We start from the raw sequence: 25,320 nt of genomic DNA on the forward strand, positions 1-25,320 counted from the left end.
AGTTAAGCTCTTCAGCGCCGATGGTACTGCACCGGGGACGGTGTGGGAGAGTAGGTCGCCGCCGGACAATCTTTCATGGGAAGGGCTGTTCTCTGGCTTCGTCAGGGAACGGCCCTTTCTGTGTTTGTCGGGCTTTCGGGGGTTCCCGGGTTTCGGGATTCTGGGTTTCGGCGGGGCTCTGGACGTTCGTCGTCCGGGGCCCCGCCTTTTTCGCGTTTCCCGGGTTTCCGGGTGTGGGGAAGGGCCGTCCTCGGGTGGTCGGGAACAGAAAAGGACCGCTCCCCCGGTGAATCCGGGGAAGCGGCCCTTTTCTGTTCCCGCTGAAACGGTCCGTGAGTCGAGGCGGACCGTGCCTCTCAGCGTCCCCGGAACACCGCGCGTCCGAGAGGCGGGACGGCTCCGCAGACCCGGAAGAAGAAGCGGCTCGCGGACCGTTTCAGCGTATTGCGGGTGATGGCGGCCTCGGTGTTGCGTACCGACTCGCGGACTGTCCCGAACCCGTACCGCAGCATGTCCGCCTCGTAGGCGTGCAGGGCCTGAAGCAGGGGTCTCTCCCCTCGGTCCGCCGTGACCAGCGCGGTGCAGAGCCGTTGCGCGTCGCGCAGCGCCGTGTTGCCTCCCAGCCCGCCCACCGGCGGCATGTGATGGACGGCGTCCCCCAGCCCTGTGACGGGCCCGGTCTCCCAGGGTTCGAGCGGTTCGGCGGCGCTGAACCGGGTGGGGAACAGGGTGTCCGGGGATGAGTCGCTGATCAGCCGGCGTAGATCGGGGTGCCAGCTCTCCGTCCGTTCGGTCAGGAGTTCCTGCACCTGGGAAGGTTTCATCGACGCCCCGGCCGGGTCGAAGCCCGCGGGAAGGGAGTCGCGATGCGCGATGAACGCCCACAGCACGTAGTCATCGTCATGCGACTCCGCCAGCAGGTGTTCCGGGTCCAGGCCGAGGGCCTGTACCCGTTCGCCGAGCCTTTCGATGATCGACGACGGATTCTCTCGCCTGTGGAAGACGGCGGTGAACAGGAAATCCCGCCGTGGCCAGAAGGCGTTCTTGCCGGCGAGCAGCCGTTCCGGCAACCAGCGCCGGTTCTCATCGGTGAGGAAGAGCTTGCCGCCCACGGCTGTCGCGGGCAGTTCGGCACGACCGGCCGAGGGATGGAGTTGCGCCCATACCCGGGACTTCGTCCCGTCGGCCGCGACGAGCACGTCGGCGGTGGCGGCGGTGCCGTCGGCGAACTCCGCCGTGACGGTCCCGTCGGTGTTCCGGGTGAAGCAGGTGAACTCCTTGCCGAAGCGGACGACGTCGTCCAGACCGGCGAGGAGCAGTTTGCGCAGTGTGACGCGGCTGACCGCGTGTTCACCGGTCGCGGGGTCCAGCGGGTCCCCCTCCGGGCGGTCCTCGCCGATCAGGACCAGCGGCCGCATCCGCTCGTCGAGGAAACCGATCCCGGACCCCGAGGCGCCCGCCGTGGCCACCAGTGTCTCCCACAGCACAGGTGGCAGGCAGGCGTGCAGGGCGGTGCTTCCGGTCGGTTCGATGTTCAGCCGGAAGCCCTGGAGCCGTGCGTCGGGTGAGAGGTCGCGCTCGTAGACGGTGACGTTCACGCCTGCCCGCTTCAGGCCCTGTGCGAGGCAGAGCCCGCCTATCCCGCCGCCGATCACGGCGACGTCCAAGCGTCCAGAGGACGGTCCAGAGGACATGGGGGTCCTCCCTTCCGTGAGGGCCCGCTCTCGGCGGACCCGGGGTTTCAGGTCTGCTCCGCCGCGTCGGCGATTTCCGCCAGCAGCCGGTCGTGCCATGCCACCTCTGTTTCGAGCCGCATGAGGGTCTGCTCGAAGGCGATGGCCTCCAGCCTGGTCAGGTGCCGATCGGCTTCGAGGCGCAGGTTCCGCCAGAAGCCGAGTTGCGTCGCGTAGGAGTCGCGCCGGCGCCGGACGGCCGCTCGCAGTTCTCCGGGGTCGATCTGACCGCCGTGGAGCAGTACCAGCTGGATCGGGTCCGGTCGCAGGCCGGTGTCTGCGAGGACCGATCTGATCACCGAGAGCAGTTCCGTCCGGCCTCTGTCGGTGATCGCGTAGACGGTGCGGGCCGGGAGGTTGCCCTCCTGCTCCGTGCGGACCACCTCGACGACGCCTTCGTCGGCCATTCGGCGCAGCGCGCCGTAGAGCGAGCCGGGTTTGACGTCCGCCCAGAGCTCCACCCGGTCGATCTGCGCGGCGGTGCGGATCCTGTGGCCGTGCATGGGGCCGCCGTCGGCCAGTGCGCCGAGGATGAAGAGGCGTGTAGCTCGCATATGAGTACTCAAATACGAGTAGGAGAGGAAGTCAATGACGAGTACTCAAAAATGAGTAGGGAGAGCTTCGCGGGGCGCCTGGCGCGGCTCCGCTGTCCCGGTGCCGGAGAGGCGGAGTCATGGCGTCTGCACGGGCGGTCAGCCGACGCTCGATCGGATCTCCTGACCCGACGGTGTCCACCGTGATGTGGACCGAGGCGCTGGAGCGCCGTCGTCGTCGGGCGGAACGCGGTTCCCTGGCCGGCGGACGGGCCGTCCTCGTACCGGTCGCCGAGCGCGCCACGGAAGCGCCCCCGTCTGTCAGGGCCGTGCCGCACTATCGTTGCCGCGTGAACACCCCCGTAGCCGAAGCCGACATCGACGCCGACCTCGTCGACCGCCTGATCCGTGCGCAGCATCCGGACCTGGCGGGCCCGCTCACCCTCATCGCCAACGGGTGGGACAACGTCATCTACCGTCTGGGGGCGGACCTGTCCGTACGGTTGCCGCGCCGCCAGGTCGCCGTCGACCTCATCGTCAACGAGCAGCGCTGGCTGCCGGTCCTGGCCGGGTACGTCGAGATCGCGCTGCCCGTGCCCGTCAGGGTCGGCGTGCCCGGTGAGGGTTACCCATGGCCGTGGACGATCGCGCCCTGGTTCGAAGGCCGTACGGTCGCCGAGGTGCCGCCGCCCGCCCGCTCCGGCATCGCCGTTCAGCTGGCCGGTTTCATGACGGACCTCCACCGGCCCGCACCATCCGACGCACCGCGTAACCCCGTCCGCGGCGTCCCGCTCGCCGGCCGTGACGAAGCGGTAAGGCGACGCCTGCGGTCCATTCCCCGATCAGCCGATCTTCTCCCCCTCTGGGAGGAACTGGCCGCCCTCCCGCCCTGGCAGGGCCCCGCGCTCTGGCTCCACGGCGACCCGCACCCGGGAAACCTCCTGGCCGACGGGGAGGAGCTGGCGGCCGTCCTGGACTTCGGCGACCTCACCAGCGGCGATCCCGCCACCGACCTCGCCGCCGCGTGGCTGGTGTTCGAGGAGGACGCACGCGAGGTCTTCCGATCACATGTGGACGCCGACGAGGTGACCTGGGAGCGCGCGCGGGGCTGGGCCCTCGTCATGGGCACCGCCCTGGCCGCTCACTCGGCCGACGCCCCCGGCATGGCGGCCATCGGCGACCACGTTCTCGACCAGGTGCTTCTCACCTGAGCCTGCCGAAGAGGGCTCCGCCGGGGCTCGCCCGCGCGGCTCCCGCGGGGTCAACCCTGTGAGGCTTCCAGCAGCGGCTCGATCCGGTACGGCACCTGTACGGACAGCGCGATCGTGGTGTCCGAGCGCTGGATCGCCGGCGAGGTCAGGATGCGGGCGATGACCTCCTGGAGATCCGGCGTGCTGCGGGCGACCACCCGGCAGAGCAGGTCGGCCTGGCCGCTGGTGCCGTACACCTCAAGGATCTCGGGGACCGCTTCGAGCGCCCGTACGGCTTCCGCCAGGCGGCCCTGGGCGATCTGCAGGGAGACGAAGGCGAGGATCGGATATCCGGCGCCCTCGGGGGTGACCGTGGGCCCGAAGTCGGTGATGACACCCCGCGCGATGAGCTTGTCGAGGCGGGCCTGGACGGTGCCGCGGGCCACGCCGAGCAGACGGGCGAGCTCGGTGAGGCCGACGCGGGGGTGGGCGCGCATGGTCACCAGGAGGCGGCTGTCCAGCCTGTCGATCGGCACCGCATCAGGCTAGGCGATATGACCAGTCGAAACCAGACCTGAGCTCGCGTTCATGCGCGAAACGCCCACTATAACTGCTCGCTCTTGCCAATGATTCGCGCAATTGCTGTCATTTCCTTATGTTCGAGGAAGCGCAGTACTTCGCACCGGTGGCGACCCGCGACGACGGCACGGTCGAGGTCGAGCTCGCCGCGAGCCACCCCGGTTTCTCCGACCCGGTCTACCGGGCCCGCCGTAACGCCATCGCCGGCCTCGCCATGAACCACGTTCCCGGCGCGCCGATCCCCACGGCCGACTACACCGGGCAGGAACACGAGGTGTGGGCGCTGGTGAGCAGGGAGCTGGCGGTCAAGCATCGTAAGTACGCGACCGCGGAGTATCTGGACGCGGTCGAGCGGCTGCGGCTGCCCACCGATCGCATTCCGCAGTTGCAGGAGGTCAGCGAGCTGCTGGAGCCGCTGACCGGATTCCGGTACCTCCCGGCCGCCGGGCTGGTGCCGCTCCGCGACTTCTACGGTGTGCTGGCGGACGGGTTCTTCCACTCGACGCAGTACATCCGGCACCACTCCACGCCGCTCTACACGCCGGAGCCGGACGTGATCCACGAGGTGATCGGGCACGCCAACGCGCTGGCCTCCGACCGGTACGCGCGGCTCTACCGGCTGGCCGGCGGTGCGGCGCGGCGGGTCGAGAGCGAGGACGCCCTGGAGTTCGTCTCCAAGATCTTCTGGTTCACGATGGAGTTCGGCGTCATGACCGACCAGGGCGAGCTGCGGGCGTACGGCGCGGGCATCCTGTCCTCCTACGGGGAGATCGAGGAGTTCCGCGGCATGGACATCCGGCCGCTGGACCTGGCCGCCATGGGCACCACCAAGTACGACATCACGAAATATCAGGATGTGTTGTTCCGGGCCGACTCGCTGGAGCACCTGGAGGACGTGGTCGGCGGGTTCTGGGCGGACTGCGACGACGACTCCATCGCGAAACTGATCGCCGGCGCCCGCTGAGCGGTCACCCACGATCCGGCCGGACCGCCGACGGCCCCCCTCGCCGACGGCCCGGCCGTTCGCGCTCGTGCCCCGCCCGCCCCGGCCGGGCCGGGAATCGTCTGAGGATCCTCCTCGACGGCCCTGAGCCCGGTTCCCCGCGAACGCCCCCCGGGATGGTCACGAGCCGGGCCGGGACCGTCCACCGTCCGCCGTCCACCGTCCGCCGTCACGGCGTCACGGCGTTCCGACGGACCGGTCCTGGGCCGTCCTGTCGACCAGCCGGTAGCCCACCCCACGCACCGTCTGGATCAGCCGGTCGTCGGTGTCGCCGAGCCGGGCCCGCAGACGCTTGACGTGGACCGCGATCGTGTTGGTCGAGGTGTTCTCGGTGGAGTTCCAGACGTGGCGCATGATCTGCTCGCGGGTCACCGTACGGTGGGCGTTGCGCATCAGGTAGTGGAGCAGCTCGAACTCGCGCAGCGGCAGGTGGACGGCGCGGCCGTCCACTCTGACCAGGTAGGCGTTCACGTCGAGCTCCACCCGGCCGACGACGAGCGTCCGGCGGCCTCCCGGCTCGCCGGAGAACGCGCCCTGCACCAGGGGCAGGAGCTCCGGCACCCGGTACGGCCGGGCCACGCACGCCGTGGCTCCGGCGGCGAGCGCCTGCACGGCCTGCTCGGCGTGCCCCTCGCCCACGCCGAGCAGCACCGGGACGGTCCGGGCGAGCCGTACGGCGCGGACGAACTCCACCGCTCCGATGACCGGCAGTGAGGCGCTGACCAGCACGACGTCGGGTTGGAGGGCGCCGGCCTGCAACAGGGCCTGGGCGCCGTCGGTCACGCCCGTGACCTCGACGCCCTCGCGTTCGAGGGCGTCGGACAGCCCCTGGACCAGAGACGTCTCCGGATCGGCCACCAGCAGCAGCGGCGCCGTCCGGGGGTCCCCGTTCACCTCGGGTGCCGTCTGCGGCTGGGTCACCCGGTCCCTCCAATGCGGTCGGTTCACCCGGACGGCGTGGCCGGCTCGCCCGGACGGTGCGGTCTGCTCACCCGAAGCGGCCGGTGATGTAGTCCTCGGTCGCCTTCTGGGAGGGGTTGGTGAAGATCCGGGAGGTCTCGTCCATCTCGATGACGCGGCCCGGCTGCCCCTGCCCGGCGAGGTTGAAGAAGGCGGTGCGGTCGCTCACCCGGGCGGCCTGCTGCATGTTGTGCGTCACGATGATGATCGTGAACCTGCTCTTCAGCTCGGCCATCAGGTCCTCGATCGCCAGGGTGGAGATCGGGTCCAGGGCGGAGCAGGGCTCGTCCATCAGCAGGACCTCGGGCCGTACGGCGATGGCCCTGGCGATGCACAGGCGCTGCTGCTGGCCGCCGGACAGGCCGGCGCCGGGCTTGCCGAGGCGGTCCTTGACCTCGTTCCACAGGTTGGCGCCCTTGAGGGAGGTCTCGACGATGCCGTCGACCTCGGACCTGGAGTGCCGCCCGTTGAGCCGGAGGCCGGCCGCGACGTTCTCGTAGATGGACATCGTGGGGAACGGGTTGGGGCGCTGGAAGACCATGCCGATCATCCGGCGCACCGACACCGGCTCGATGCCGGAGCCGTAGAGGTCCTCGCCGTCGAGCAGGACCTTGCCCTCCACGCGCGCGCCGGGGATGACCTCGTGCATGCGGTTCAGCGTGCGCAGGAAGGTCGACTTCCCGCAGCCCGAGGGGCCGATGAACGCGGTGATCGTGTTGGGCTCGATGGTCATCGAGATGTCCTCGATGGCCTTGTGCTTGCCGTAGTAGGCGTCGAGGCCGGAGACCTGGATCTGCTGGCTCATTTACGGGTTCCTCCTATCGGCCCCTGGCCGGCGAACGCCACCAGGCGATGAGGCGCGCCACCAGGTTGAGCAGCATGACGATCACGATGAGCGTGAGCGCTCCGGTCCACGCGCGGTCGACGGCGATGTCCGTCGGACGCCTCGCCTGGTCGAAGACGTAGAGCGGCAGGCCCATCTGCGGCCCGTTGAACGGGTCGGAGTTGATGGAGTCGGTGAAGAAGACCGTCAGCATGAGGGGGGCCGTCTCCCCCGCCACGCGGGCGATGGCGAGCATGACGCCGGTCACGATGCCGGTGAGGGCGGTCGGGAGCACGACCTTGAGGATGGTCCGCCACTTGGGCACGCCCAGGGCGTAGGAGGCCTCGCGCAGATCGTTCGGGACCAGCAGGAGCATCTCCTCGGTGGAGCGGACCACGGTCGGCATCATCAGGATCGACAGGGCGAGCGCGCCGGCGAAGCCGGAGAACGGCATGCCCAGAGCCAGGACCCAGAAGGCCAGGACGAACAGGCCGGCGACCACCGAGGGGATGCCGGTCATGACGTCCACGAAGAAGCTGATCATCCGGCTCAGCCGGCCGCCACGGCCGTACTCCACGAGGTAGATCGCGGTGAGCAGGCCGACGGGGACGGAGATCAGCGAGGCGAGGAGGACCTGCTCCAGGGTGCCGAGGATGGCGTGATAGGCGCCGCCCCCGATGTCCCGGGCTCCGATGCCGCGCATCGAGTGGGTCAGGAAGTCCAGGTCGAACCGGGCGAGGCCGTTCTTGATCACCAGCCAGAGGACGGAGATCAGCGGGATGACGGCGACGGCGAACGCCAGGTAGACCAGGAACTGCACCAGCCGGTCCTTGATGCGCCGGCCGGCCGAGACGTGCTGGACGGTGTGCGTGGTCACGCGGCGGCTCCGGAGAACTCCTTGCGACGGGCGACGATGAGGCGGGCGCCCGTGTTCACCAGCAGGGTGATGACGAACAGCACCAGGCCCGAGGCGATCAGCGCGCCGCGGCCGATCTGGGTGGCCTCGCCGAACCTGTTGGCGATGTTGGCGGCGATGCTGTTGCCCTGGGGGGTGAGGATCCGGAAGCTGATGTCGAACGTCGCCTGGAAGATGAGCGCGACCGCGATCGTCTCGCCCATGGCGCGGCCGAGGCCGAGCATGGCCGCGCTGATGACGCCGGGCCGCCCGTACGGCAGGACCGCCATCCTGATCACTTCCCAGCGGGTCGCGCCGAGGGCCAGGGCCGCCTCCTCGTGGGCCCTGGGGACCTGGAGGAACACCTCGCGGGAGATCGCCGCGATGATCGGCAGGATCATGACGGCGAGCACGATCGACGCGGTCAGCATCGAGCGGCCCGCGACGATGTCGCCGCCGAACAGCGGGATGAAGCCCAGGTGGTCGTGGAGGAAGTTCGAGGGGGCCACCATGAAGGGGGCGAGGAACGTGATGCCCCAGAGGCCGTAGACGACGCTGGGGACGGCGGCGAGCAGGTCGACGACGTATCCCAGGACGCCGGCCATGCGGCGGGGGGCGTAGTGGGAGATGAAGAGCGCCACGCCCACGGCGACCGGGACGGCCATGACCAGCGCGAGGAGCGCGCTGAACACGGTGCCGAAGGCCAGGGCGGCGATGCCGAAGCTGGGCCGGGTCGCGTTCGGCTCCCACGTCTGGGTGGTGAAGAAGCCGCCGGTGTTGGCCCGCAGGGCGGGGATCGCCTCGACGATGAGGAAGACGGCGATGGCCGCCATGATCGCCAGCAGGAGGATTCCGGCGCCCATGGCGGCGTAGCGGAAGGGGGCCTCGCCCCGGCTGCGCCGCGAGGCGGACCGGCCCAGGGCCGATCCGCCGTCGCGGGTGTGAGTCGTAGCCGTCATGACCCTAGGAGATCGCCTCGACGGCGGTCCGGACCTTGGTGAGCAGCGACGCCGGCAGCGGGGCGTAGCCCAGGCCGGTCAGGGCCTTCTGGCCCTCGTCGCTGGCGGTGTAGGTCAGGAAGGCCTTGACCAGCTTGGCGTCCTCGGCGGGCAGGCCCTTCTCGCAGGTGATCTCGTAGGTCACCAGGACGATCGGGTAGGCGCCGGCGGCCTTGGTGGCGTAGTCGATGTCGAGCTTCAGGTCGTTGCCCTGACCGGCGACCTCGGCGGCCTCGACCGTCTTGGCGGCGCTCTCGGGGGTCAGCTCGACGAACTCGCCGGAGCCGTTGGCGACCTTGGCCTTGGTCAGGCTGGAGTTCTCCGCGTAGGAGAGCTCCACGTAGCTGATCGCGCCCTCGGCGCCCTTGACGGCCTGCGCGATGCCGTCGGAGCCGTTGGCGCCCTGGCCCTTGGCCTCGGCCGGCCACGCCTTGGCGGGCTCGTACGGCCAGCCGGCCGTCTTGGAGAGGAACTTGGTGAAGTTGTCGCTGGTGCCCGACTCGTCCGCGCGGTGGAACGCCTGGATCGGGGTCGAGGGGAGCTTGGCGTCCGGGTTGTCGGCCTTGATCGCCGCGTCGTCCCACTTGGTGATCTTGCTGTTGAAGATGCCCGCCAGGGTCTTGGGGGAGAGCTGCAGGCCCTCGACGCCCGGAAGGTTGTAGACGACGGCCACCGGGCCGGTCACCATCGGCAGGTTGATCGCCTTGCCGGTCTTGCAGCGGGCGTCGGCCTGGGCGGGCTCGTTCTTGTCGTCCTTGAGGGCGGAGTCGGAGCCCGCGAAGGCGACCGTGCCCTGGATGAACGCCTGCACGCCGGCGCCGGAGCCGCTCGGCTGGTAGTTGACGCTGACGCCGGAGTTGGTCTGCTGGAAGTTCTTCTTCCACTCGTCGATGGCGTTGGCCTGCGCCGACGAGCCCGCGGCGTTGATCGTGCCGCTGAGACCGGCGTCCGACCCGGCGGAGGGAGCCGCGGCACTGGAGGTGCCGCCGCCGTCGGCGCTGTTGTTATCGGTGCCGCACGCAGCGAGCGAGAGCGCGCCGACGAGGGTGACCGCGGCGAGCCGGCCTGCATACTTCACGGTTGGGTTCCTCCCACTAAGTCCTTCAACACTCAAGGACGGTAGGGAGGCAAGATGACTCGAAGCCCGTACGAAGGTGAACGGAGAATGAACCTCTACGGTCACCGCCGGAGGGAAGGCGTGGCCTGGTTCACAAAAATGGATATGACCTGATTCGTCAGGTCATATCCGGCGGCACGGTCTCCTCAGACGGGCAGGGTGAGCGGTCCTCCGCCGAGACGCTTGAGGACGTCCCCGTGCAGCGGGCCGTTGCTGCACACCAGGCTGCCGCCGTCCAGGCCGGGGACTCCCGACAGGTCGGTCCAGGTGCCGCCGGCCTCCTCGACGATCACGGTCAGCGCCGCGATGTCCCAGGGGGACAGCTCCGGCTCGGCGGACACGTCGACCGACCCCTCGGCGACCATCATGTGCGACCAGAAGTCGCCGTAGGCGCGGCTGCGCCAGACGGAGCGGTTGAGGTCGAGGAACTCCTGGAGCCGGCCGGCCTCCTCCCACCCGCCGAGGCTGGAGTAGGAGAACGAGGCGTCCTCCAGCCGGGAGACGGAGGAGACGCGGCAGCGGGTGGCCCTGCTGAGGCTCCGGCCGGTCCACGCGCCGCTGTCCCGGGCCGCCCACCAGCGGCGGCCGAGCGCGGGGGCGGACACCAGGCCCACGACGACCCTGCCCTCGTCCATGAGGGCGATGAGCGTGGCCCACACGGGGACGCCCCGCACGTAGTTCTTCGTGCCGTCGATCGGGTCGATCACCCACGACCGCACGCCGTACCCCGTCTTGCCGAACTCCTCGCCGATCACCGCGTCGCGCGGCCGGGCGCGGCGCAGCGTGCTCCGGATGGACTCCTCGACCGCCTGGTCGGCGTCGCTGACCGGGGTGAGGTCCGGCTTGGTCTCCACCCGCAGGTCCACGGCCTTGAACCGGCGGAGGGTCAGGTCGTCGGCGGCGTCGGCCATGACGTGCGCGAGGCGTAGATCGTCGTTGTAACCCGTCACGGAGAGCAACGCTATCGCGTCGGCGGCCCGGTACAGGAGACCGGGGAACAAGGCGGGGAATTGTGTCGCGGGTCGTCAGTCGGCCGGATACCGCGTAAATCCCCCGTCGAATTCATGGTTACCAGCCAGTAGCATTCCGGGCATGACCTTTGACGTGGGCGCCTTCATGCTGGAGAGCGTGCCGTTCGCACGGACGCTGGGCATCTCCTTCGACGCGGTGGAGCCGGGCCGGGCGGTCGCCCGCATGCCCGACCGCGCCGACCTGCACAACCACGTGGGCGGCCCGCACGCCGGAGCCCTGTTCACGCTCGCCGAGTCCGCCTCCGGCGCCGCGATGCTCTCGGCGTTCGGCGACCAGCTGCCGCGGGCCACCCCGCTGGCCGCGGGCGCGACGATCCGCTACGTGAAGCTCGCGATGGGCGAGGTCGTCGCCGAGGCCCGTCTCCGCGCCTCCCGCGAGGAGGTCCTGGCCGAACTGGACGCGGGGCGGCGCCCGGAGTTCGAGGTCGGCGTCGGGATCGCCACCGCCGACGGCACCCCGGTGTCGGAGATGATCGTCACCTGGACCCTGCGCCCCAACCGCTGACGCGCCGCCCGGCACGGGAGACGGCATCCCTGGGCGGCTGGCGGGCCCCCGACGGCCGGTCGCCGGCTCGGGCCGTTCGGTGCGAAATGCTCCGAAAAGGTGGATATCACAACCCGGTGTGAGACAGTGACAGGTGTGCTCGTCCTGGCCGGATGTCCCGTGCACGAGCTGCTGGAACGTCAGGCGGCCGGCCTGGCCAGGCAGCTCGTGCGCGCCTTCGTCGAAGAGATCCCCATCTACCGGCGGCTGCCCAGGGAGGAGCTCGACGGCGACATCACCTGGATCACCGAGCACAACCTCCGGATGATCTGCGGGATGTTCCGCCACGGGCGCCCGCCCCTCCCCGCCGAACTGGCCCCGGTACGCGCCTCGGCCGCGCGCCGGGCCCAGGAGCGGGTGCCGCTCGAAGCCCTGCTGGCCGCCTACCACCTGGGCGCCCGCCGGGTCTGGGACCACCTGATCGCCCTCGCCACACCGGCCGACTTCGCCGCGGTGCTCGACATGAACCGCCTCGTCTTCGCCTACACCGAGGCGGTGACCTCCGCCGTGTCCGCCGCCTACCTCGGGGAGCGCGAGGGCATGCTCAGCCAGGAGCAGCACGCCATGCACGCCGCCGTCTCCGCGCTGCTCGGCGGGGACCCCGCGGCCCTGGCGGCCGTACGGCCGGCGCCCGCCTACCTCGTCATGGCGATCTTCGTGGCCGAGCACCCCGACGAGAAACAGGACGAGCCCGGCGGGGCCATAGCCGCGCGGCGCAAGCTGGCCAGGATCAGGGCCGCCGTGCAGCGGCACGCCACCGAGCAGGTCCTCTTCGTGCTCGACGCGACGGGCGGGCTCGTGCTGCTCCCGGTCGCCTCCGGCGAGGCGCCGGAGGCGACCGGGGTCGTCGAGGAGATGTCCCGGGCGGCCGGGGCGCCGGTCTGGGCGGCGGCCGAACGGGCCGTCCCCGCCGAGGTCCCGGCCGCCGCGAAGACGGCCGAGGAGGTCCTGGAGGTGGCGCGGGCCTTCGGGCACCCGCCGGGCGCCTACCGGCTGACCGACGTGCTGCTGGAGTACCAGCTCACCCGGCCGAGCCCGGCCACCGCCGAGCTGGCGGGCCTGCTCGACCCGCTGCTGGACAACCCCGACCTGCTCCGGACGCTCAAGGTCTACCTGGAGAACGGGCTCGACCGCCGCCGCGCGGCCGAGCTGCTGCATGTGCACCCCAATACGGTCGACTACCGGCTGCGGCGGGCCGTGAGCCTGACCGGGCTCGACCCGGCCCATCCGGCGCAGCTCCAGCGGATCGGAGCCGCGCTGGCGGCCAGGCGGCTCACGCCCCGCTGACCGCCGGGATCGGCCGGGCGGCTCACGCCCCGCTGACCGCGGGGATCACCACGTCCGCGAAGCCGCGCATGCCGCGCGCGTTGGGGTGGAAGGGCGCCGCCGGCGAGGCGGGGACGTAGGGCTCTATCCACCGGGTGCCCGACGAGGCGCACGGGTCGTGGCCCACGCTCGGCGTCTCCAGGTCGATGAAGCCGACGCCCGCCGCCGCGGCCTGCTCGGCCAGCATCCGGTTGAAGTACTGCAGGGTGGCGCGGATGTAGTTGGCGTCGGCCTTGATGATCGGGACCCGCGGGTAGCAGCCGTTCGGCGGGGCGTAGGTCCCGTACCCGACGAAGAAGATCCTGGCGCGCGGTGCGCGGGCCCGGATGTCCGCGGCCAGGGCGGTCAGTCTCGGACGCAGCGCGTCGGTCTTGACCCGCCAGGCGTCCTGCCCGTTCACCACGTAGTCGTCGTTGCAGGCGTCGCCGACGGGCGGCGGCAGCAGGTTGAGACAGTCCTCGATGAACCCGGTCAGGCCCACGTCGTTGGCGCCGATCTGCACGGTGACCAGGGTGGTGTCCGCGCTGACCGCGTCGAGCTGCCGCGGCACCGAGCCGAGGTCGGTGCGCTGCGGGTCGTACATGTCCTTGGTGTCGGCGCCCGAGCAGGTGACGTCGCGGAACACCGACGCCCCGATGGCCTGCGCGGTGAGGTGGGGGTAGTTGCGGGTGGAGCGCCAGCATCCGAGGTCGGGCAGCACCTGGTCGGGCACCAGCGGCCCGGCGGCGGCCGAGTCGCCCAGGGCCACGTAGACCTCGCCGGCCGCGGCGCGGGCGGGCGAGACGAGGGCGACCGTCGTGGCGGCCACCATGATGAGCGCGGTGATCACTGATCGGATCACGCTGGACTCCCTTCGGGGGGTGTCGGCTGTCGCCGAGCTGGGAGGAGAGGATGCGATGTCCCTGAAGAGGGGACCGGGGGAGGAGAAGAGGGGGTGCCGGGCTCTCACCCGCGGGCGTGGACGAGGCGCGCACGGCGTTCCGCCGCATGGTTCCGCGCGGGGCGGGCCGCCGCGGGGTTCCGGCGGGGGCGAGGGCGGAGAGGGACGGCGGAGAGGGACGCGATGAAGGTGCGGCGGCGCATGAGGGGGACTCCAGTGATCGCCTACGTCTCTCTCAAACCATGAGCTGACAGCGGTCTTCTGGGAAGTGTGGGGAGCGGTAAATCTCGGCGGTCAAACCTGTGACGGATCACAAACCCCCGGGATCCTCCGGCGGCGGATCAGCGGCGGCGGTCGTCCGGGTCGCCCGGCTGCTCGTCGTCGGCCGTGCCCTCGCGGCCGGCGAGCAGGTCGTCGGCGGCGCCCTCGCGGCTGGCGAGCAGGCGGCGCAGGGACAGCAGCCGGACCGGATCGGCGTGCCCGGCGGCCACCCAGGCGTCCAGCGCGCAGTCGTCGTCGAGGTGGGTGCAGCCCTTGGGACAGTGGACCGTGCCCTCGACGAGGTCGGGGAAGCCGGCGAGGACGGTCTCCACCGACACGTGGGCCAGGCCGAAGCTCCGCACGCCCGGGGTGTCGATGATCCAGCCGCCGTCGGGCAGCTCCAGCGCCACGGCCGAGGTCGAGGTGTGCCGGCCCCGGCCGGTCACCGCGTTGACGTGGGAGACGGCCCGGTTGGCGTCCGGCACCAGGGCGTTCACCAGGGTGGACTTGCCCACCCCCGAGTGGCCGACCAGGACGCTGACCCGGTCGCGCAGGTGCTCGCGGATCTCCTCCAGCGAGGCGCCCCTGCGCAGCACCACGTACGGGACGCCCAGCGGGGCGTAGAGGGAGACCAGCTCGTCGGGCGGTGCCAGGTCGGACTTGGTGAGGCAGAGCAGCGGCTCGATGTCGGCGTCGAACGCGGCCACCAGCATCCGGTCGATCATGCGGGGACGCGGCGGCGGGTCGGCCAGGGCCGTCACGATCACGAGCTGGTCGGCGTTGGCCACCACCGGGCGCTCGACGCCGACGCCGTCGCCGTCGTCGGTGTCGTCGGCCGAGCGGCGCAGGATCGAGCTGCGGGGCTCGACGCGGACGACCCGGGCCAGGGTGTCGGGGGCGCCGGAGACGTCGCCGACCAGGGCCACCCGGTCGCCCACCACGATCCCCTTGCGGCCCAGCTCGCGGGCCTTCATGGCGACCACGGTCAGGCCGGTCGCCGCGGCGTCCCCGCCGCCCTTCCCGCTCTTGCCGCCTCTGCCGCGGCGGCGGCCCCCGCCGTCGCCGGTCTCGACCAGGCAGGTGTAGCGGCCGCGGTCGACCGCCACCACCATCCCCTCGACCGCGTCCTCGTGGGCCGGGCGGATACGGGTGCGGGGCCGGGAGCCCTTTCCCGGCCTGATCCTGACGTCGTCCTCGTCGTACTGCCGCTTCTTCAGCTTTCCCGCCTCGTTCTGCCCTCGGCCGATCCGGTCCTGCCGCCCGTCACGGGGCGTCACCGCCGCCCAGCATCGATTCCCACATGGAGACGAACTCCGGGAGGGTCTTACCCGTGGTGGCGATGTCCTCCACCTCCACGCCCGGCACGACCAGGCCGATCACCGCTCCGGCGGTGGCCATCCGGTGGTCGGCGTAGGAGTGGAACACCCCGCCGGTCAGCGGGCGCGGCCGGATCACCAGGCCGTCGTCGGTCTCGGTCGCGTCGCCGCCGAGCCGGTTGATCTCGGTGACCAGCGCGGCCAGCCGGTCGGTCTCGTGCCCGCGGATGTGCGCGACGCCGCTGATCCGGCTGGGGGAGTCGGCCAGGGCCGCCAGCGCGGCGATCGTCGGGGTCAGCTCGGCCACGTCGCGCAGGTCGGCCTCGACGCCGGTGACGCGGCCGGTGCCGGTCACGGTCAGGCCGGCGGGCGTGCGCTCGACCGAGGCGCCCATGTCGGCGAGCAGCCCGCGGAGCTGGTCGCCCGGCTGGGTGGTCTCCCCGGGCCAGCCCGGGACGGTGACCGACCCGCCGGTGACCATCGCGGCGGCCAGGAACGGCGCGGCGTTGGACAGGTCGGGCTCGACGGTGAACTCCCGGGCGCGGATCGGGCCGGGCTCGACGCGCCAGACGTCCGGCTCGGAGTCGTCGACCACGACGCCGAACCCGCGCAGCATCCGGACGGTCATCCGGATGTGCGGCTGCGACGGGATGGGCGGGCCGGCGTGCCGTACGGTCACGCCCTTGTCGAACCGGGCCGCGGCCAGCAGCAGGCCCGACAGGAACTGGGAGGAGCCGGAGGCGTCGAGCGTGACCTCCCCGCCGGTCAGCGGCCCCCGGACGGTGAACGGCAGCGCGTCGCCCCGCACGTCGGCGCCGAGGGCGCGCAGCGCGTCCAGGATCACGCCCATCGGGCGCCTGCGCGCGTGCGGGTCGCCGTCGAAGAAGACCTCCCCGTCGGCCAGCGCGGCGATCGGCGGCACGAACCGCATGACCGTGCCGGCGAGCCCCACGTCGATCCTCGCCCCGCCGGTGACGGGCCCGGGGACGACCTCCCAGTCGACGCTCGACGCGGTCTCGCCCGAAGGGGTGAGCGTGGCGCCGAGGGCGCGCAGCGCGGCGGCCATCAGGTCGGCGTCGCGGCTGCGCAGCGCCAGCCGTACGGTGCCGGGACCGTCGGCCAGCGCGGCGAGGGGCAGGGCGCGGTTGGTCACCGACTTGGAACCGGGCAGCGGGACGGTCGCGCGGACGGGGTCGGCGGCGGTCGGCGCGGGCCACAGCGGAGCGGACATGGTGCAAAGCCTACCGGGGTGTCGCCACCCCGTACCGGAACGCGTGGCAAGGTGATGATATGTGCGGGAGATACGCGTCTGCGCGGGCCAAGCAGCAGCTTCTTGAGGAGTTCCAGGTCGAGGTCGACGGGGCTGCCGACGAGGAGCTCCGGCCCGACTACAACATAGCGCCCACCAAACCGGTCTACACGGTGCTGAGCCGGGCGCCCAAGGACGAACCCGAGGGGCATCCGGTCCGGCAGCTCCGGGTGATGCGGTGGGGCCTGGTGCCCTCCTGGGCCAAGGACCCGTCCATCGGCGCGCGCATGATCAACGCGCGGGTGGAGACGGTCGCCGAGAAGCCGTCGTTCCGCAAGGCGTTCGCCGAGCGGCGGTGCCTGCTCCCGGCGGACGGCTACTACGAGTGGGGGGTGGTCGAGGGCGCCGGGACCGCGAAGAAGCCGAAGAAACAGCCATACTTCATCCATCCGGCCGACGGCGGGGTCATGGCGATGGCGGGCCTGTACGAGTTCTGGCGGGACCGCGGCCGCCCCGAGGACGACCCGCTCGCGTGGCTGGTGACCTGCGCGGTCATCACCACCACCGCCGAGGACGAGCTGGGAGCCATCCACGACCGGATGCCGATGCTGATCGAGCGGGACCGCTGGTCCGACTGGCTCGATCCCGGGACGGCCGACGCGCGGGAGTTCCTCGTGCCGGCCGGATCGGCCGGTCTCGCGGCGTACCCGGTCTCCACCGCGGTCAACTCGGTGCGCAACAACGGCCCCGAGCTGATCGAGCCGCTCGGCGAGGGGGAGGGTGACTCTAAGGTGCTCTTCTGAGAACCCTCCGTAGCGGACACGTGTAAAAACCACGTCAAGTGGGCATCCGCTGAGGAAAGCGAGCTTCGCGGTGGATCCCCCGGGTCCCGGGTCCCGCGGGGCCTTCCGGCTCCCGGGTTCCGCCGCGATGACTCGTCCCCTTTCGTGCCTGCCGGGAGAAGTCGGGGTCCCCCTCACAGGCCGCCTGCCTTTGCGGAGGTGCGGAGCCGTGGACGCCGCGACCGCGCGTATGCGCCTGGAGAGCGTGCTCGCCGAACTCGACCGGTCCATCGCGGTGCTGCGCGGGGACCCCTCGGTCAGGGACCGTTCCGGGCCCGACGGCGGGTCGGTCCTGACCGAGACCGATCGCGACCGCGCCCTGCTGGAGGCCGCCGTCCAGCACCGCCGCGCGGTCATGGAGGCCATGGCCCGGCTGGACGGCGGGCGCTACGGCCTGTGCGTGGACTGCGCCGCGGCCGTCCCCGAGGGGCGGCTCCAGGCGCGGCCCGAGGCCGAACGCTGCGTGCCGTGCCAGTCCAGGCGCGAGCGCAGGCGCTGACCCGGGCCCGGACCGAGCGGGGCGCGGGCCGTGCGGGGTCCCGGCGGGGCGCGGCCGTACGGCGGGCGGCCCGGGGCCCGTGCGGCGGGCGGCTCAGGGACGGCGGGCGCTGGCGACCAGGTGGATGCCCACGGTGTCGTCGTCGTCCGGGTGGGCGTCCAGCTCGGTGTTGACCAGCCAGGTCAGGGCGCGCGGGTCGGAGGCGAGCACGTGGTCCACCGTCGAGGGGGACAGCACCGTGCGCGGCCGTATCCACTCCACCTCGAGGCCCGCGCCGGTCAGCAGCTCGCGGAGCTGGGCGCTGCTGAAGCAGCGGGTGATGCTGCCGTCGGGCCAGGGCACGAGCATGACCTCGTCGGTCTGGCGCAGGTGGGCCCAGAAGTTCTGCTCGGCGAGGATCGCCATGCCCAGCACGAGGGAGTCGACGCTGACCAGCGCCCGCCCGCCCGGCCGCAGCACCCGTGCGACGTCGGCGATCGCCGACTCGGCCATGAGCTCTATCGACAGCGCGCGCTCCTCGGCGAGCACGGCGTCCACGCTGCCGTCGGGCAGGAAGCGCAGGTCGTCGGCGCGGACCTGGCCGACCCGGGAGGCGTCGTGCAGCGGCGCCGGGCCCTCCCCGGTGCGGCGGAAGTCGACCACCTCCAGCACCCGGTGCCCCGCCTTGGCCGCCTGCGCGGACCAGCGGCCCCGGCCGCCGGACAGGTCGAGGACCGTCGACGGGCCCTCCGGCAGCCAGCGGGACAGCTGTTCGGAGGCGACCGCGCGGTAGAAGGTCCAGTACGGGCCGAGGGTTCCTGTGCCGTTCAGCTCTTCGGCCGGGATGGGCAGCACGAGCGGCTCCTGGCGTCGGGGTTTCCGGTGGTCTGGCTACCTGCCGGTACGTATTTTTTTCCCCGTACCGGGTTGATCGTCACCTTCCATCTTGTGGGAACAAGTGACCGGTCGGGGGTGTTGCAGCGGACACCAAACGATCCTTTCGGAGGTAGGCAAGCCGATGCTCGCGTTGAGCGAACCCATGGCCCGCCCCGGTGACCGGTCCCTTCCCGGCGAGCGGGTATTCTCCGCTCAGTACGGAGTCCCGCGTCAGCAGGGCTCCGGCGATCTTAAGGGGGTGGGTCCGGTCCCTGCGACAGACCAGGAGACTCTGGAGCAGCGGAGCACGCGGTTCGAGCGGGATGTCATGCCGTATCTCGACCAGCTCTACTCCGCCGCGCTCAGGATGACGAGGAACCCGGCCGACGCCGAGGACCTCCTTCAGGAGACCTTCGCCAAGGCGTTCGCGTCCTTCCACCAGTTCCAGGAGGGCACGAACCTCAAGGCGTGGCTCTACCGAATCCTCACCAACACCTTCATCAACAGCTACCGCAAGAAGCAGCGGGAGCCCAAGCAGTCGGGCGCCGAGGAGATCGAGGACTGGCAGCTCGCCAGGGCCGAGTCGCACACCTCCGCCGGGCTGAAGTCGGCGGAGATCGAGGCGCTCGAGCACCTCCCCGACAGCGACGTCAAGCAGGCGCTCGCCGCGCTGCCCGAGGAGTTCCGCATCGCGGTCTACCTCGCCGACGTCGAGGGTTTCCCGTACAAGGAGATCGCCGACATCATGGGCACCCCCATCGGGACCGTCATGTCGAGGCTCCACCGTGGCCGCCGCCAGTTGCGGACGCAGCTCGAGGACTACGCCCGCGACCGCGGGCTGATCTCGGCGGAGGGCGCGAAGTGAGCGGATCGGCCGGCGGGTGTCGCGGGGCGTGTCCGCGAGCCGTGACGAGCGGGTTCCGCGGGGTGCGCCCGCGGGCCCTGACGAGCAGGGCGAGGTGATCGCATGAGCTGCGGGAAGCCCCACAGCACGGACTGTCGCGAGGTCCTGGAGAAGGTCTACAGCTACCTCGACGGCGAGCTCGACGACGGCAAGTGCGTCGACATCCGCGAGCACCTCGACGAGTGCGGTCCCTGCCTGGAGGAGTACGGCCTGGAGCAGGTCGTCAAGCAGCTGATCGCCAAGCACTGCGGCTGCGACCGGGCGCCCGAGGACCTGAGGGCCAAGGTCCTGCGGCGGCTCGACCAGGTCCGCTCCGAGCTGACCGGATGACCTCCTAGGATTCTCTCCTACGGCCATGGCCATACGATCGTGGGGGGCGGCATGCGGATTCTCGTCACCGGTGGAGCGGGTTTCATCGGGTCCAACCTGGTGGACCGGCTGCTGGCCGACGGCCATGACGTCGCGGCCGTCGACGATCTGTCCGGGGGCGACCGCGCCAACCTCGCCGAGGCGGCGCGCAGCCCGCGGTTCGCCCTCCACGAGATGGACGTCCGCGACCCCGCGCTGACCGGGCTGGCCGCCGAGTGGCGGCCGGAGGTCGTCTGCCACCTCGCCGCACAGATCAGCGTGCGCAAGAGCGTGGACGACCCGGTGCACGACGCCCGCCTCAACGTCGAGGGAACCGCCTCCGTCCTCAACGCGGCGCACCACGGCGGTGTTCGCAAGGTCGTCTTCGCCTCCTCGGTCGCCGTCTACGGCGTCCCGGAGGTCATCCCGGTCCCGGGTGACGCGCGGACCGACCCGCGCTCACCGTACGCGGCCTCCAAGCTCAGCGCCGAGGTGTACCTCGCGGCGTTCCGGGCGCTGCACGGCATCGACTACACGACGCTGGTGCTCTCCAACGTCTACGGCCCGCGCCAGTCGCCCGGCGGCGAGGCCGGGGTGGTGGCCATCTTCACCGACGCGCTGCTGTCCGGCCGTCCCACGGTGCTGTACGGCGACGGCGGCCAGACCCGCGACTACATCTTCGTCGACGACGTGGTGGACGGCTTCGTCCGCGCCTGCGGGGAGGCCGGGGGCGGTCGCCGGTTCAACCTCGGCACGGGCCTGCAGACCACCGACCGCGAGCTGCACGCGCTGGTGGCGGCCGCGGCGGGAGCCCCCGACGAGCCGGCGCTCGCCGAGGCGCGGCAGGGAGACCTCCCGGCGATGGCGGTCGACCCGGCGCCCGCCTTCGAGGGGCTGGGGTGGCGGCCGCACACCGACCTCGCGACCGGGCTGAAGGCCACCGTCGCCTGGGCAAGGGCTCGCCAGGCGACGCTCTGAGCACGACTCATGTCCGTGGCTCGTGGTGATGAATTGGTTACGCTTTGCTTGCGATTCCCGTTCCTCCCCTCGGGGCCTCACACGCTTCTGTAGCCTGAGTCGCGGATACCAACGTGGAGGCAGCGCATGTTGAAGGAAACGGTCGGCCCGGTGCGTCCGGGGATCTCCTGGACCTGAGCACGCGCCCGTAGAACCGAGGGTGGCTGCTTTGCGTGGACTGCCGTGGTTTGCCAAGGTCTACCTTGTCGCGGTCATCGGAACCGCATGGGCGCTGATCGGTCACAGCGTGCTGGTGAGCGCCCGGCTCGCACCGCTCGACTGGTCCACCCTGCTGGTGCTGGCCCTGCTGTTCCTGGTCTGCGAGTCGGTTCCCACGCTTCTGAACGTCCGGCAGGCCGCGGTCTCGGTCAGCTTCTCGGCCGCGCTCGCCGCGGTGGTCCTCGTCGGCCCCGAGGGCGCGGCGCTCGTCGGCATGACGGCGGTCTTCAGCGTCCGGCCGGGGCTGCCGCTGGTCAAGCGGCTGTTCAACGGCGCCCAGTTCGCGATCTGCGGGTTCGTCGCGGGCTGGGTCTACAAGCGGCTGCTGGGCGGCCATCCCGTCATCCCGTCCATCGCCGGGTTCGACGACCTGATCGTGCCGTTCGCGGGCGCCGCCGCGGCGTTCGTGCCGCTCAACTTCGTCCTGATCGCGGTCGTGCTCGTGACGACCGGCCAGGCCCACCAGGTGCCGCTGCGCGGCCTGGCGCAGTTCCTGGTCTCCTACCTCGGTTACGCGACCTTCGGGCTGCTGATCGCCGGCCTGTGGACGACGGTGAACTCGATCTCCGCGGTGCTGGTGCTGCTGCCGCTGTTCGTCGCCCGGTGGGCCTTCGGCCAGTACCTCGCCCAGCAGCGTGCCTACGACGCCACCATCGCCGCGCTCTGCCAGGCGGTGGAGACCAAGGACTACTACACCCGCGGGCACTGCACCCGCGTCTCGCTCGCCTCGGGGATGATCGCCGAGGAGATCGGCATGGGTCCCGAGCGGCTCCGGGCGATCCGCTACGCGGGGATGCTGCACGACGTCGGCAAGCTCGGCGTGCCGACCAAGGTGCTGCAGAAGGAAGGGCCGCTCACCGAGGAGGAGTTCGCGGCCATCCAGCTCCACCCCATGCGCGGGCTGGAGATCGTGCGGGGCATCGACTTCCTGGACGAGGCGTTCGCCGGGATCATGCACCACCACGAGCGGCAGGACGGCAGGGGCTACCCCATGGGGCTGGCCGGGGACGAGATCCCGGAGTTCGCCCGGATCATCGCGGTGGCCGACGCCTTCGACTCGATGACCTCCGACCGCTCCTACCGCGGCGCCCGCCCGGTGGGGGAGGCCGTGGCCGAGCTGCGCAAGGGCGCGGGCACCCAGTTCGACCCCGTGATGGTCGCGGCGTTCGTCAGGGCGGTGGACCGCGACGGCTGGGAGCCGCCGCGCAAGGTCGTCCCGCTCCCGGCGGACGCGTCCCAGACCGTCACCAAGGACCACGACGACCCCACGGCTCCGATCCAGGTGGTGTCGGAGCGGTGAGCCGCCGGGTGAGCGCGGCGAGTGAGAAGGCGGACGCGGCCATGGGGGTCGTGCGGTGAGCCGCCGGGTGAGTGCGGCGGGCGAGAGGGCGGACGCGGCCGTCGGACACGGAGCGGTGGGCCGCCGGGCGGCGGGTTCTCCCGCCGTCGGCGCGGCGGCCCGGCTCCTGCGCCGGTTCGACTCGGTCCGGTTCCTGCTGGTCTGTGTGGCCGGGGTGCTGGCAGCGGCGGGTGTGGCGCACACCGCCGCCGCGGGGCTGACCGACCCGGAGACCGCCGTCGGGTTCGGCGCGCTGATCGCGGTCGGGGAGCTGGCGAGGCTCACCATGCCGGGCAACCGGGAGGTGGCGCCGATCGGCGCGGCGGCTGCGCTCGGCTACACGCTGCTGCTGGACATGGGCGACGTCCCTGCGCGGCACCCGGCGTTACAGGTCGTAGCGGTGCTTGCGGTCGGGATGACGGCCGGGGCGCTGCCGCACCTGGCGGTGGGCCGTCCGCCGAAGCTGGACGCGATGGCGCGCAGGCTGTTCACCGGCGGGCTGCTGGCCCTGGCCTACCGGCCGCTGGCCGACGGGCTGTTCGGCCTGACGCGGGGGCCGGGAGGGGGCTGGTGGCCGCCGCTCGGGGTGATGGCCCTGCTCATCGCGTTGATGGTGCTGGCGGACGTGGCGCTGGCCGCCGTGCTGCGGGCCGAACGGGTCCGGGCGGCCTTCCGGGTGGTCCTCCGCGACGAGCTGCGGACGGCCGCGCCGCTGTGGTCGGCGGTGTCCGCCTCCGGCATCCTGCTCGCGCTGGCCTCGCACAGCATGGGCATGGCCGCGCTGCTGGTCTTCGCCGCGCCGCTGCTGGTCACCCAGGTCGCCTTCCGCAAGTACGCGGGGATCCGCGCGACGTACCTGCAGACGGTCCGGGCGCTGGCGCGGGTGACCGAGGTCGGCGGGTACGTCGAGCCGGGTCACTCCCATCGGGTGAGCCGGATGGCGGTGGCGATCGGCCGGGAGCTGGGCATGGCCGAGCCCGAGCTGCTGGAGCTGGAGTACGCCGCGCTCATGCACGACATCGGCCAGCTCTCGCTGCGCGACCCGATTCCCGGCGGGGCCACCGTGCTCACCGACCGCGGGCAGGCCCGGCGCATCGCGGAGCTGGGGGCGGAGGTGATCCGGCAGACCGGGGTGCTGGACCGGGTGGCCGAGACGGTCCGCCGCCAGTGCGACTCCTGCGCGGAGGACCCGCCGCAGGCCAGCCGGATCATCAAGGCGGCCAACGCCTACGACGACCTGGTGGGGGGGTCCACCGACCGGGTCCGGGCCGCGGCGGCCCTCGACCGGATCCGTCTCGGCGCCGGCGACGAGTACGACCCGGAGATCGTCGAGGCGATGACCCGGGTCGTCGGCAGGCACGTCCCGGTGCACCGCGCCTGAGGGATTTGTGGAATTCCTACAGATCGCCTCGCTGTGATCGGTGGTTTCGGGCGAAGGGTTGTGCGGAGCCCACGGTCATAGGGTGGAGCGGTCGAAAGGGGTCCACCAACGTGTTCGAGTCCGTTCTGGTCGCCAACCGCGGCGAAATCGCGCGGCGAATCATCCGCACGGTGCGGCGCATGGGCCTGCGGGCCGTCGCGGTGTATTCCGAGGCCGACGCCGACCTGCCGTTCGTACGGGAGGCCGACGAGGCGATCCTCCTCGGTCCGGCCAATCCCGCGCAGAGCTACCTCGACGCCGGCAAGGTGCTGGAGGCGGCCCGCGCGTCGGGCGCCCAGGCCGTCCACCCCGGCTACGGGTTCTTCTCGGAGAACGCCGGTTTCGCCCGGGCCGTCGTCGAGGCGGGCCTGACCTGGATCGGCCCCTCGCCCGAGGCGATCGAGCAGATGGGCGACAAGATCAACGCGCGGAACCTCATGGAGGCCGCCGGCGTGCCGGTCGCCGCCGGGACCCGCGAGCCGGTCACCGAGCTCGACCAGGCCGTGGAGGCCGCCGCCGGGATCGGCTACCCCGTCATGGTGAAGGCCGCGGGCGGGGGCGGCGGCATCGGCATGGGCGTCGCCCACGACGAGGCGGGCCTGGCCAAGGCGTTCGAGCAGGCGTCCCGGGCCGCCGCCCGGTTCGGCGGGCCGCCGGCGATCCTGCTGGAGCGCTATGTCGAGCGCGCCCGTCACGTCGAGGTGCAGATCCTCGGTCTCGCCGACGGCACCGTCCTCGCGCTGGGCGAGCGCGACTGCTCGGTGCAGCGCAGGCATCAGAAGGTCGTGGAGGAGACGCCGTCGCCCGGTGTCACCCCGGAGCTGCGCGAGCGGATGCTGGCGGCGGCGGTCCGGGCGGGCGAGGCGGTCGGATACCTGGGCGCCGGCACCGTGGAGTGCCTGGTCGACGCCGACCGGCAGGACTTCGTCTTCCTGGAGATGAACACCCGCCTGCAGGTCGAGCACCCGGTGACCGAGCTCGTCACCGGGGTGGACCTGGTGGAGATGCAGCTGCGGATCGCCGCGGGCGAGGCGGTCGAGCCGCCGCCGGCGCCGCGCGGCCACGCGATCGAGTTCCGGGTGTACGCCGAGGACCCCAAGCGCTTCTTCCCCGGTCCCGGGAGGATCGCGGTGTGGGAGGAGCCGTCCGGCGAGGGCGTCCGGGTGGACTCCGGCTACACCGGCGGCAACACGGTCACACCGTTCTACGATCCGCTCATGGCCAAGCTGTGCGTGTACGGCGAGACCCGCGACGAGGCGCTTGAGCGCGCGGGCAAGGCGGTGGCGGCCTTCCTCGTCGAGGGCCCCAAGAACAACCTGCCGTTCTGCGCCGAGCTGCTGACGCGTCCCGAGTTCGTCGGCGGCGGTTACGACACCGGGCTGGTGGCCCGCATGAGGGCCTGAACGCGCCCCTCTGACACGTTTGTACTACGAGAGCAA

The 25,320-nt window shown here is 71.7% G+C and carries 25 protein-coding genes; 12 read left to right on the plus strand and 13 right to left on the minus strand.

Annotated features, from left to right (window positions below; genetic code table 11):
* Positions 1 to 356: 356 nt before the first annotated feature.
* Positions 357 to 1,667, minus strand: coding sequence for an FAD-dependent oxidoreductase (locus ACFYSC_RS09995; RefSeq protein ID WP_389959282.1), 1,311 nt, complete (start codon positions 1,665 to 1,667; stop codon positions 357 to 359).
* 74 nt (positions 1,668 to 1,741) lie between these two features.
* The gene (locus ACFYSC_RS10000) at positions 1,742 to 2,287 is read right to left on the minus strand and encodes a PadR family transcriptional regulator (RefSeq protein WP_389959285.1); all 546 of its coding nucleotides are present in this window, start codon (positions 2,285 to 2,287) and stop codon (positions 1,742 to 1,744) included.
* Between the two features lie 329 nt (positions 2,288 to 2,616).
* On the opposite strand from ACFYSC_RS10000, the gene ACFYSC_RS10005 reads away from it, so the two are divergent.
* Complete coding sequence (locus ACFYSC_RS10005; protein WP_389959288.1) at positions 2,617 to 3,477, plus strand: aminoglycoside phosphotransferase family protein; 861 nt, start codon at positions 2,617 to 2,619, stop codon at positions 3,475 to 3,477.
* Between the two features lie 50 nt (positions 3,478 to 3,527).
* Here ACFYSC_RS10005 and ACFYSC_RS10010 read toward each other — a convergent pair whose 3' ends face one another.
* A complete protein-coding gene (locus tag ACFYSC_RS10010) occupies positions 3,528 to 3,992 on the minus strand; it encodes an Lrp/AsnC family transcriptional regulator (protein WP_389959290.1) in 465 nt (154 codons plus the stop codon).
* A 119-nt stretch (positions 3,993 to 4,111) separates the two neighbouring features.
* Here ACFYSC_RS10010 and ACFYSC_RS10015 point away from each other — a divergent pair, with 119 nt between their 5' ends.
* A complete protein-coding gene (locus ACFYSC_RS10015) occupies positions 4,112 to 4,999 on the plus strand; it encodes a phenylalanine 4-monooxygenase (protein ID WP_389959293.1) in 888 nt (295 codons plus the stop codon).
* Positions 5,000 to 5,215: 216 nt separating this feature from the next.
* On the opposite strand, the gene ACFYSC_RS10020 is transcribed toward ACFYSC_RS10015, so the two are convergent.
* From ACFYSC_RS10020 to hisN, 6 genes are all read right to left on the minus strand, one after another.
* A complete protein-coding gene (locus ACFYSC_RS10020; protein WP_389959296.1) occupies positions 5,216 to 5,959 on the minus strand; it encodes a response regulator transcription factor in 744 nt (247 codons plus the stop codon).
* 67 nt (positions 5,960 to 6,026) lie between these two features.
* Entirely contained in the window at positions 6,027 to 6,803 is a 777-nt protein-coding gene (gene pstB / locus ACFYSC_RS10025) for a phosphate ABC transporter ATP-binding protein PstB (protein ID WP_362934821.1), read from the minus strand.
* A 13-nt stretch (positions 6,804 to 6,816) separates the two neighbouring features.
* The gene (gene pstA, locus ACFYSC_RS10030) at positions 6,817 to 7,698 is read right to left on the minus strand and encodes a phosphate ABC transporter permease PstA (RefSeq protein ID WP_389959300.1); all 882 of its coding nucleotides are present in this window, start codon (positions 7,696 to 7,698) and stop codon (positions 6,817 to 6,819) included.
* A complete protein-coding gene (gene pstC, locus ACFYSC_RS10035) occupies positions 7,695 to 8,675 on the minus strand; it encodes a phosphate ABC transporter permease subunit PstC (RefSeq protein WP_389959303.1) in 981 nt (326 codons plus the stop codon). Before pstC ends, pstA begins: the two co-directional genes overlap by 4 nt.
* A 4-nt stretch (positions 8,676 to 8,679) precedes the next feature.
* Positions 8,680 to 9,792 (minus strand): phosphate ABC transporter substrate-binding protein PstS, encoded by a 1,113-nt coding sequence (pstS, locus tag ACFYSC_RS10040; protein ID WP_389959306.1) that lies wholly within the window; start codon positions 9,790 to 9,792, stop codon positions 8,680 to 8,682.
* Positions 9,793 to 9,977: 185 nt separating this feature from the next.
* Positions 9,978 to 10,781, minus strand: a complete 804-nt coding sequence (gene hisN, locus ACFYSC_RS10045) for a histidinol-phosphatase (protein ID WP_362935236.1) — start codon at positions 10,779 to 10,781, stop codon at positions 9,978 to 9,980.
* Between the two features lie 142 nt (positions 10,782 to 10,923).
* On the opposite strand from hisN, the gene ACFYSC_RS10050 reads away from it, so the two are divergent.
* Positions 10,924 to 11,367 carry a DUF4442 domain-containing protein gene (locus ACFYSC_RS10050; protein WP_389959309.1) on the plus strand — a complete coding sequence of 148 codons (444 nt, stop codon included), beginning with the start codon at positions 10,924 to 10,926 and terminating at the stop codon, positions 11,365 to 11,367.
* Between the two features lie 135 nt (positions 11,368 to 11,502).
* A complete protein-coding gene (locus tag ACFYSC_RS10055; protein ID WP_362934836.1) occupies positions 11,503 to 12,693 on the plus strand; it encodes a helix-turn-helix domain-containing protein in 1,191 nt (396 codons plus the stop codon).
* 22 nt (positions 12,694 to 12,715) lie between these two features.
* Here ACFYSC_RS10055 and ACFYSC_RS10060 read toward each other — a convergent pair whose 3' ends face one another.
* From ACFYSC_RS10060 to aroA, 3 genes are all read right to left on the minus strand, one after another.
* Positions 12,716 to 13,573 (minus strand): SGNH/GDSL hydrolase family protein, encoded by an 858-nt coding sequence (locus ACFYSC_RS10060; protein ID WP_389959312.1) that lies wholly within the window; start codon positions 13,571 to 13,573, stop codon positions 12,716 to 12,718.
* Between the two features lie 380 nt (positions 13,574 to 13,953).
* The gene (gene rsgA, locus ACFYSC_RS10065) at positions 13,954 to 15,090 is read right to left on the minus strand and encodes a ribosome small subunit-dependent GTPase A (RefSeq protein ID WP_389960299.1); all 1,137 of its coding nucleotides are present in this window, start codon (positions 15,088 to 15,090) and stop codon (positions 13,954 to 13,956) included.
* Positions 15,091 to 15,136: 46 nt separating this feature from the next.
* The gene (gene aroA / locus ACFYSC_RS10070; RefSeq protein WP_389959315.1) at positions 15,137 to 16,420 is read right to left on the minus strand and encodes a 3-phosphoshikimate 1-carboxyvinyltransferase; all 1,284 of its coding nucleotides are present in this window, start codon (positions 16,418 to 16,420) and stop codon (positions 15,137 to 15,139) included.
* Between the two features lie 59 nt (positions 16,421 to 16,479).
* Here aroA and ACFYSC_RS10075 point away from each other — a divergent pair, with 59 nt between their 5' ends.
* The gene (locus tag ACFYSC_RS10075) at positions 16,480 to 17,241 is read left to right on the plus strand and encodes an SOS response-associated peptidase (RefSeq protein ID WP_362934843.1); all 762 of its coding nucleotides are present in this window, start codon (positions 16,480 to 16,482) and stop codon (positions 17,239 to 17,241) included.
* Between the two features lie 208 nt (positions 17,242 to 17,449).
* Positions 17,450 to 17,779: a TraR/DksA family transcriptional regulator gene (locus ACFYSC_RS10080; protein WP_389959319.1), complete on the plus strand. Its 330-nt coding sequence runs from the start codon at positions 17,450 to 17,452 to the stop codon at positions 17,777 to 17,779.
* A 93-nt stretch (positions 17,780 to 17,872) separates the two neighbouring features.
* Here the strand turns inward: ACFYSC_RS10080 and ACFYSC_RS10085 are convergent, their stop codons facing one another.
* On the minus strand, positions 17,873 to 18,613 hold the full coding sequence (locus ACFYSC_RS10085; protein WP_389959321.1) for a methyltransferase domain-containing protein: 741 nt from the start codon (positions 18,611 to 18,613) through the stop codon (positions 17,873 to 17,875).
* A 280-nt stretch (positions 18,614 to 18,893) separates the two neighbouring features.
* On the opposite strand from ACFYSC_RS10085, the gene ACFYSC_RS10090 reads away from it, so the two are divergent.
* From ACFYSC_RS10090 to ACFYSC_RS10115, 6 genes are all read left to right on the plus strand, one after another.
* Positions 18,894 to 19,499: a sigma-70 family RNA polymerase sigma factor gene (locus ACFYSC_RS10090; RefSeq protein WP_389959324.1), complete on the plus strand. Its 606-nt coding sequence runs from the start codon at positions 18,894 to 18,896 to the stop codon at positions 19,497 to 19,499.
* 102 nt (positions 19,500 to 19,601) lie between these two features.
* Entirely contained in the window at positions 19,602 to 19,868 is a 267-nt protein-coding gene (gene rsrA, locus ACFYSC_RS10095; RefSeq protein WP_389959327.1) for a mycothiol system anti-sigma-R factor, read from the plus strand.
* A gap of 51 nt (positions 19,869 to 19,919) precedes the next feature.
* Positions 19,920 to 20,864, plus strand: a complete 945-nt coding sequence (locus tag ACFYSC_RS10100) for an NAD-dependent epimerase/dehydratase family protein (RefSeq protein WP_362934859.1) — start codon at positions 19,920 to 19,922, stop codon at positions 20,862 to 20,864.
* Positions 20,865 to 21,072: 208 nt separating this feature from the next.
* Positions 21,073 to 22,422 carry an HD-GYP domain-containing protein gene (locus tag ACFYSC_RS10105; protein WP_389960301.1) on the plus strand — a complete coding sequence of 450 codons (1,350 nt, stop codon included), beginning with the start codon at positions 21,073 to 21,075 and terminating at the stop codon, positions 22,420 to 22,422.
* Positions 22,423 to 22,588: 166 nt separating this feature from the next.
* Complete coding sequence (locus ACFYSC_RS10110) at positions 22,589 to 23,842, plus strand: HD-GYP domain-containing protein (protein ID WP_389960303.1); 1,254 nt, start codon at positions 22,589 to 22,591, stop codon at positions 23,840 to 23,842.
* Positions 23,843 to 23,952: 110 nt separating this feature from the next.
* Positions 23,953 to 25,284 (plus strand): acetyl/propionyl/methylcrotonyl-CoA carboxylase subunit alpha, encoded by a 1,332-nt coding sequence (locus ACFYSC_RS10115; protein WP_389959331.1) that lies wholly within the window; start codon positions 23,953 to 23,955, stop codon positions 25,282 to 25,284.
* Positions 25,285 to 25,320 lie beyond the last annotated feature (36 nt).

The organism is Streptosporangium sp. NPDC004379 (assembly GCF_042873875.1).
Taxonomy (GTDB): domain Bacteria; phylum Actinomycetota; class Actinomycetes; order Streptosporangiales; family Streptosporangiaceae; genus Streptosporangium.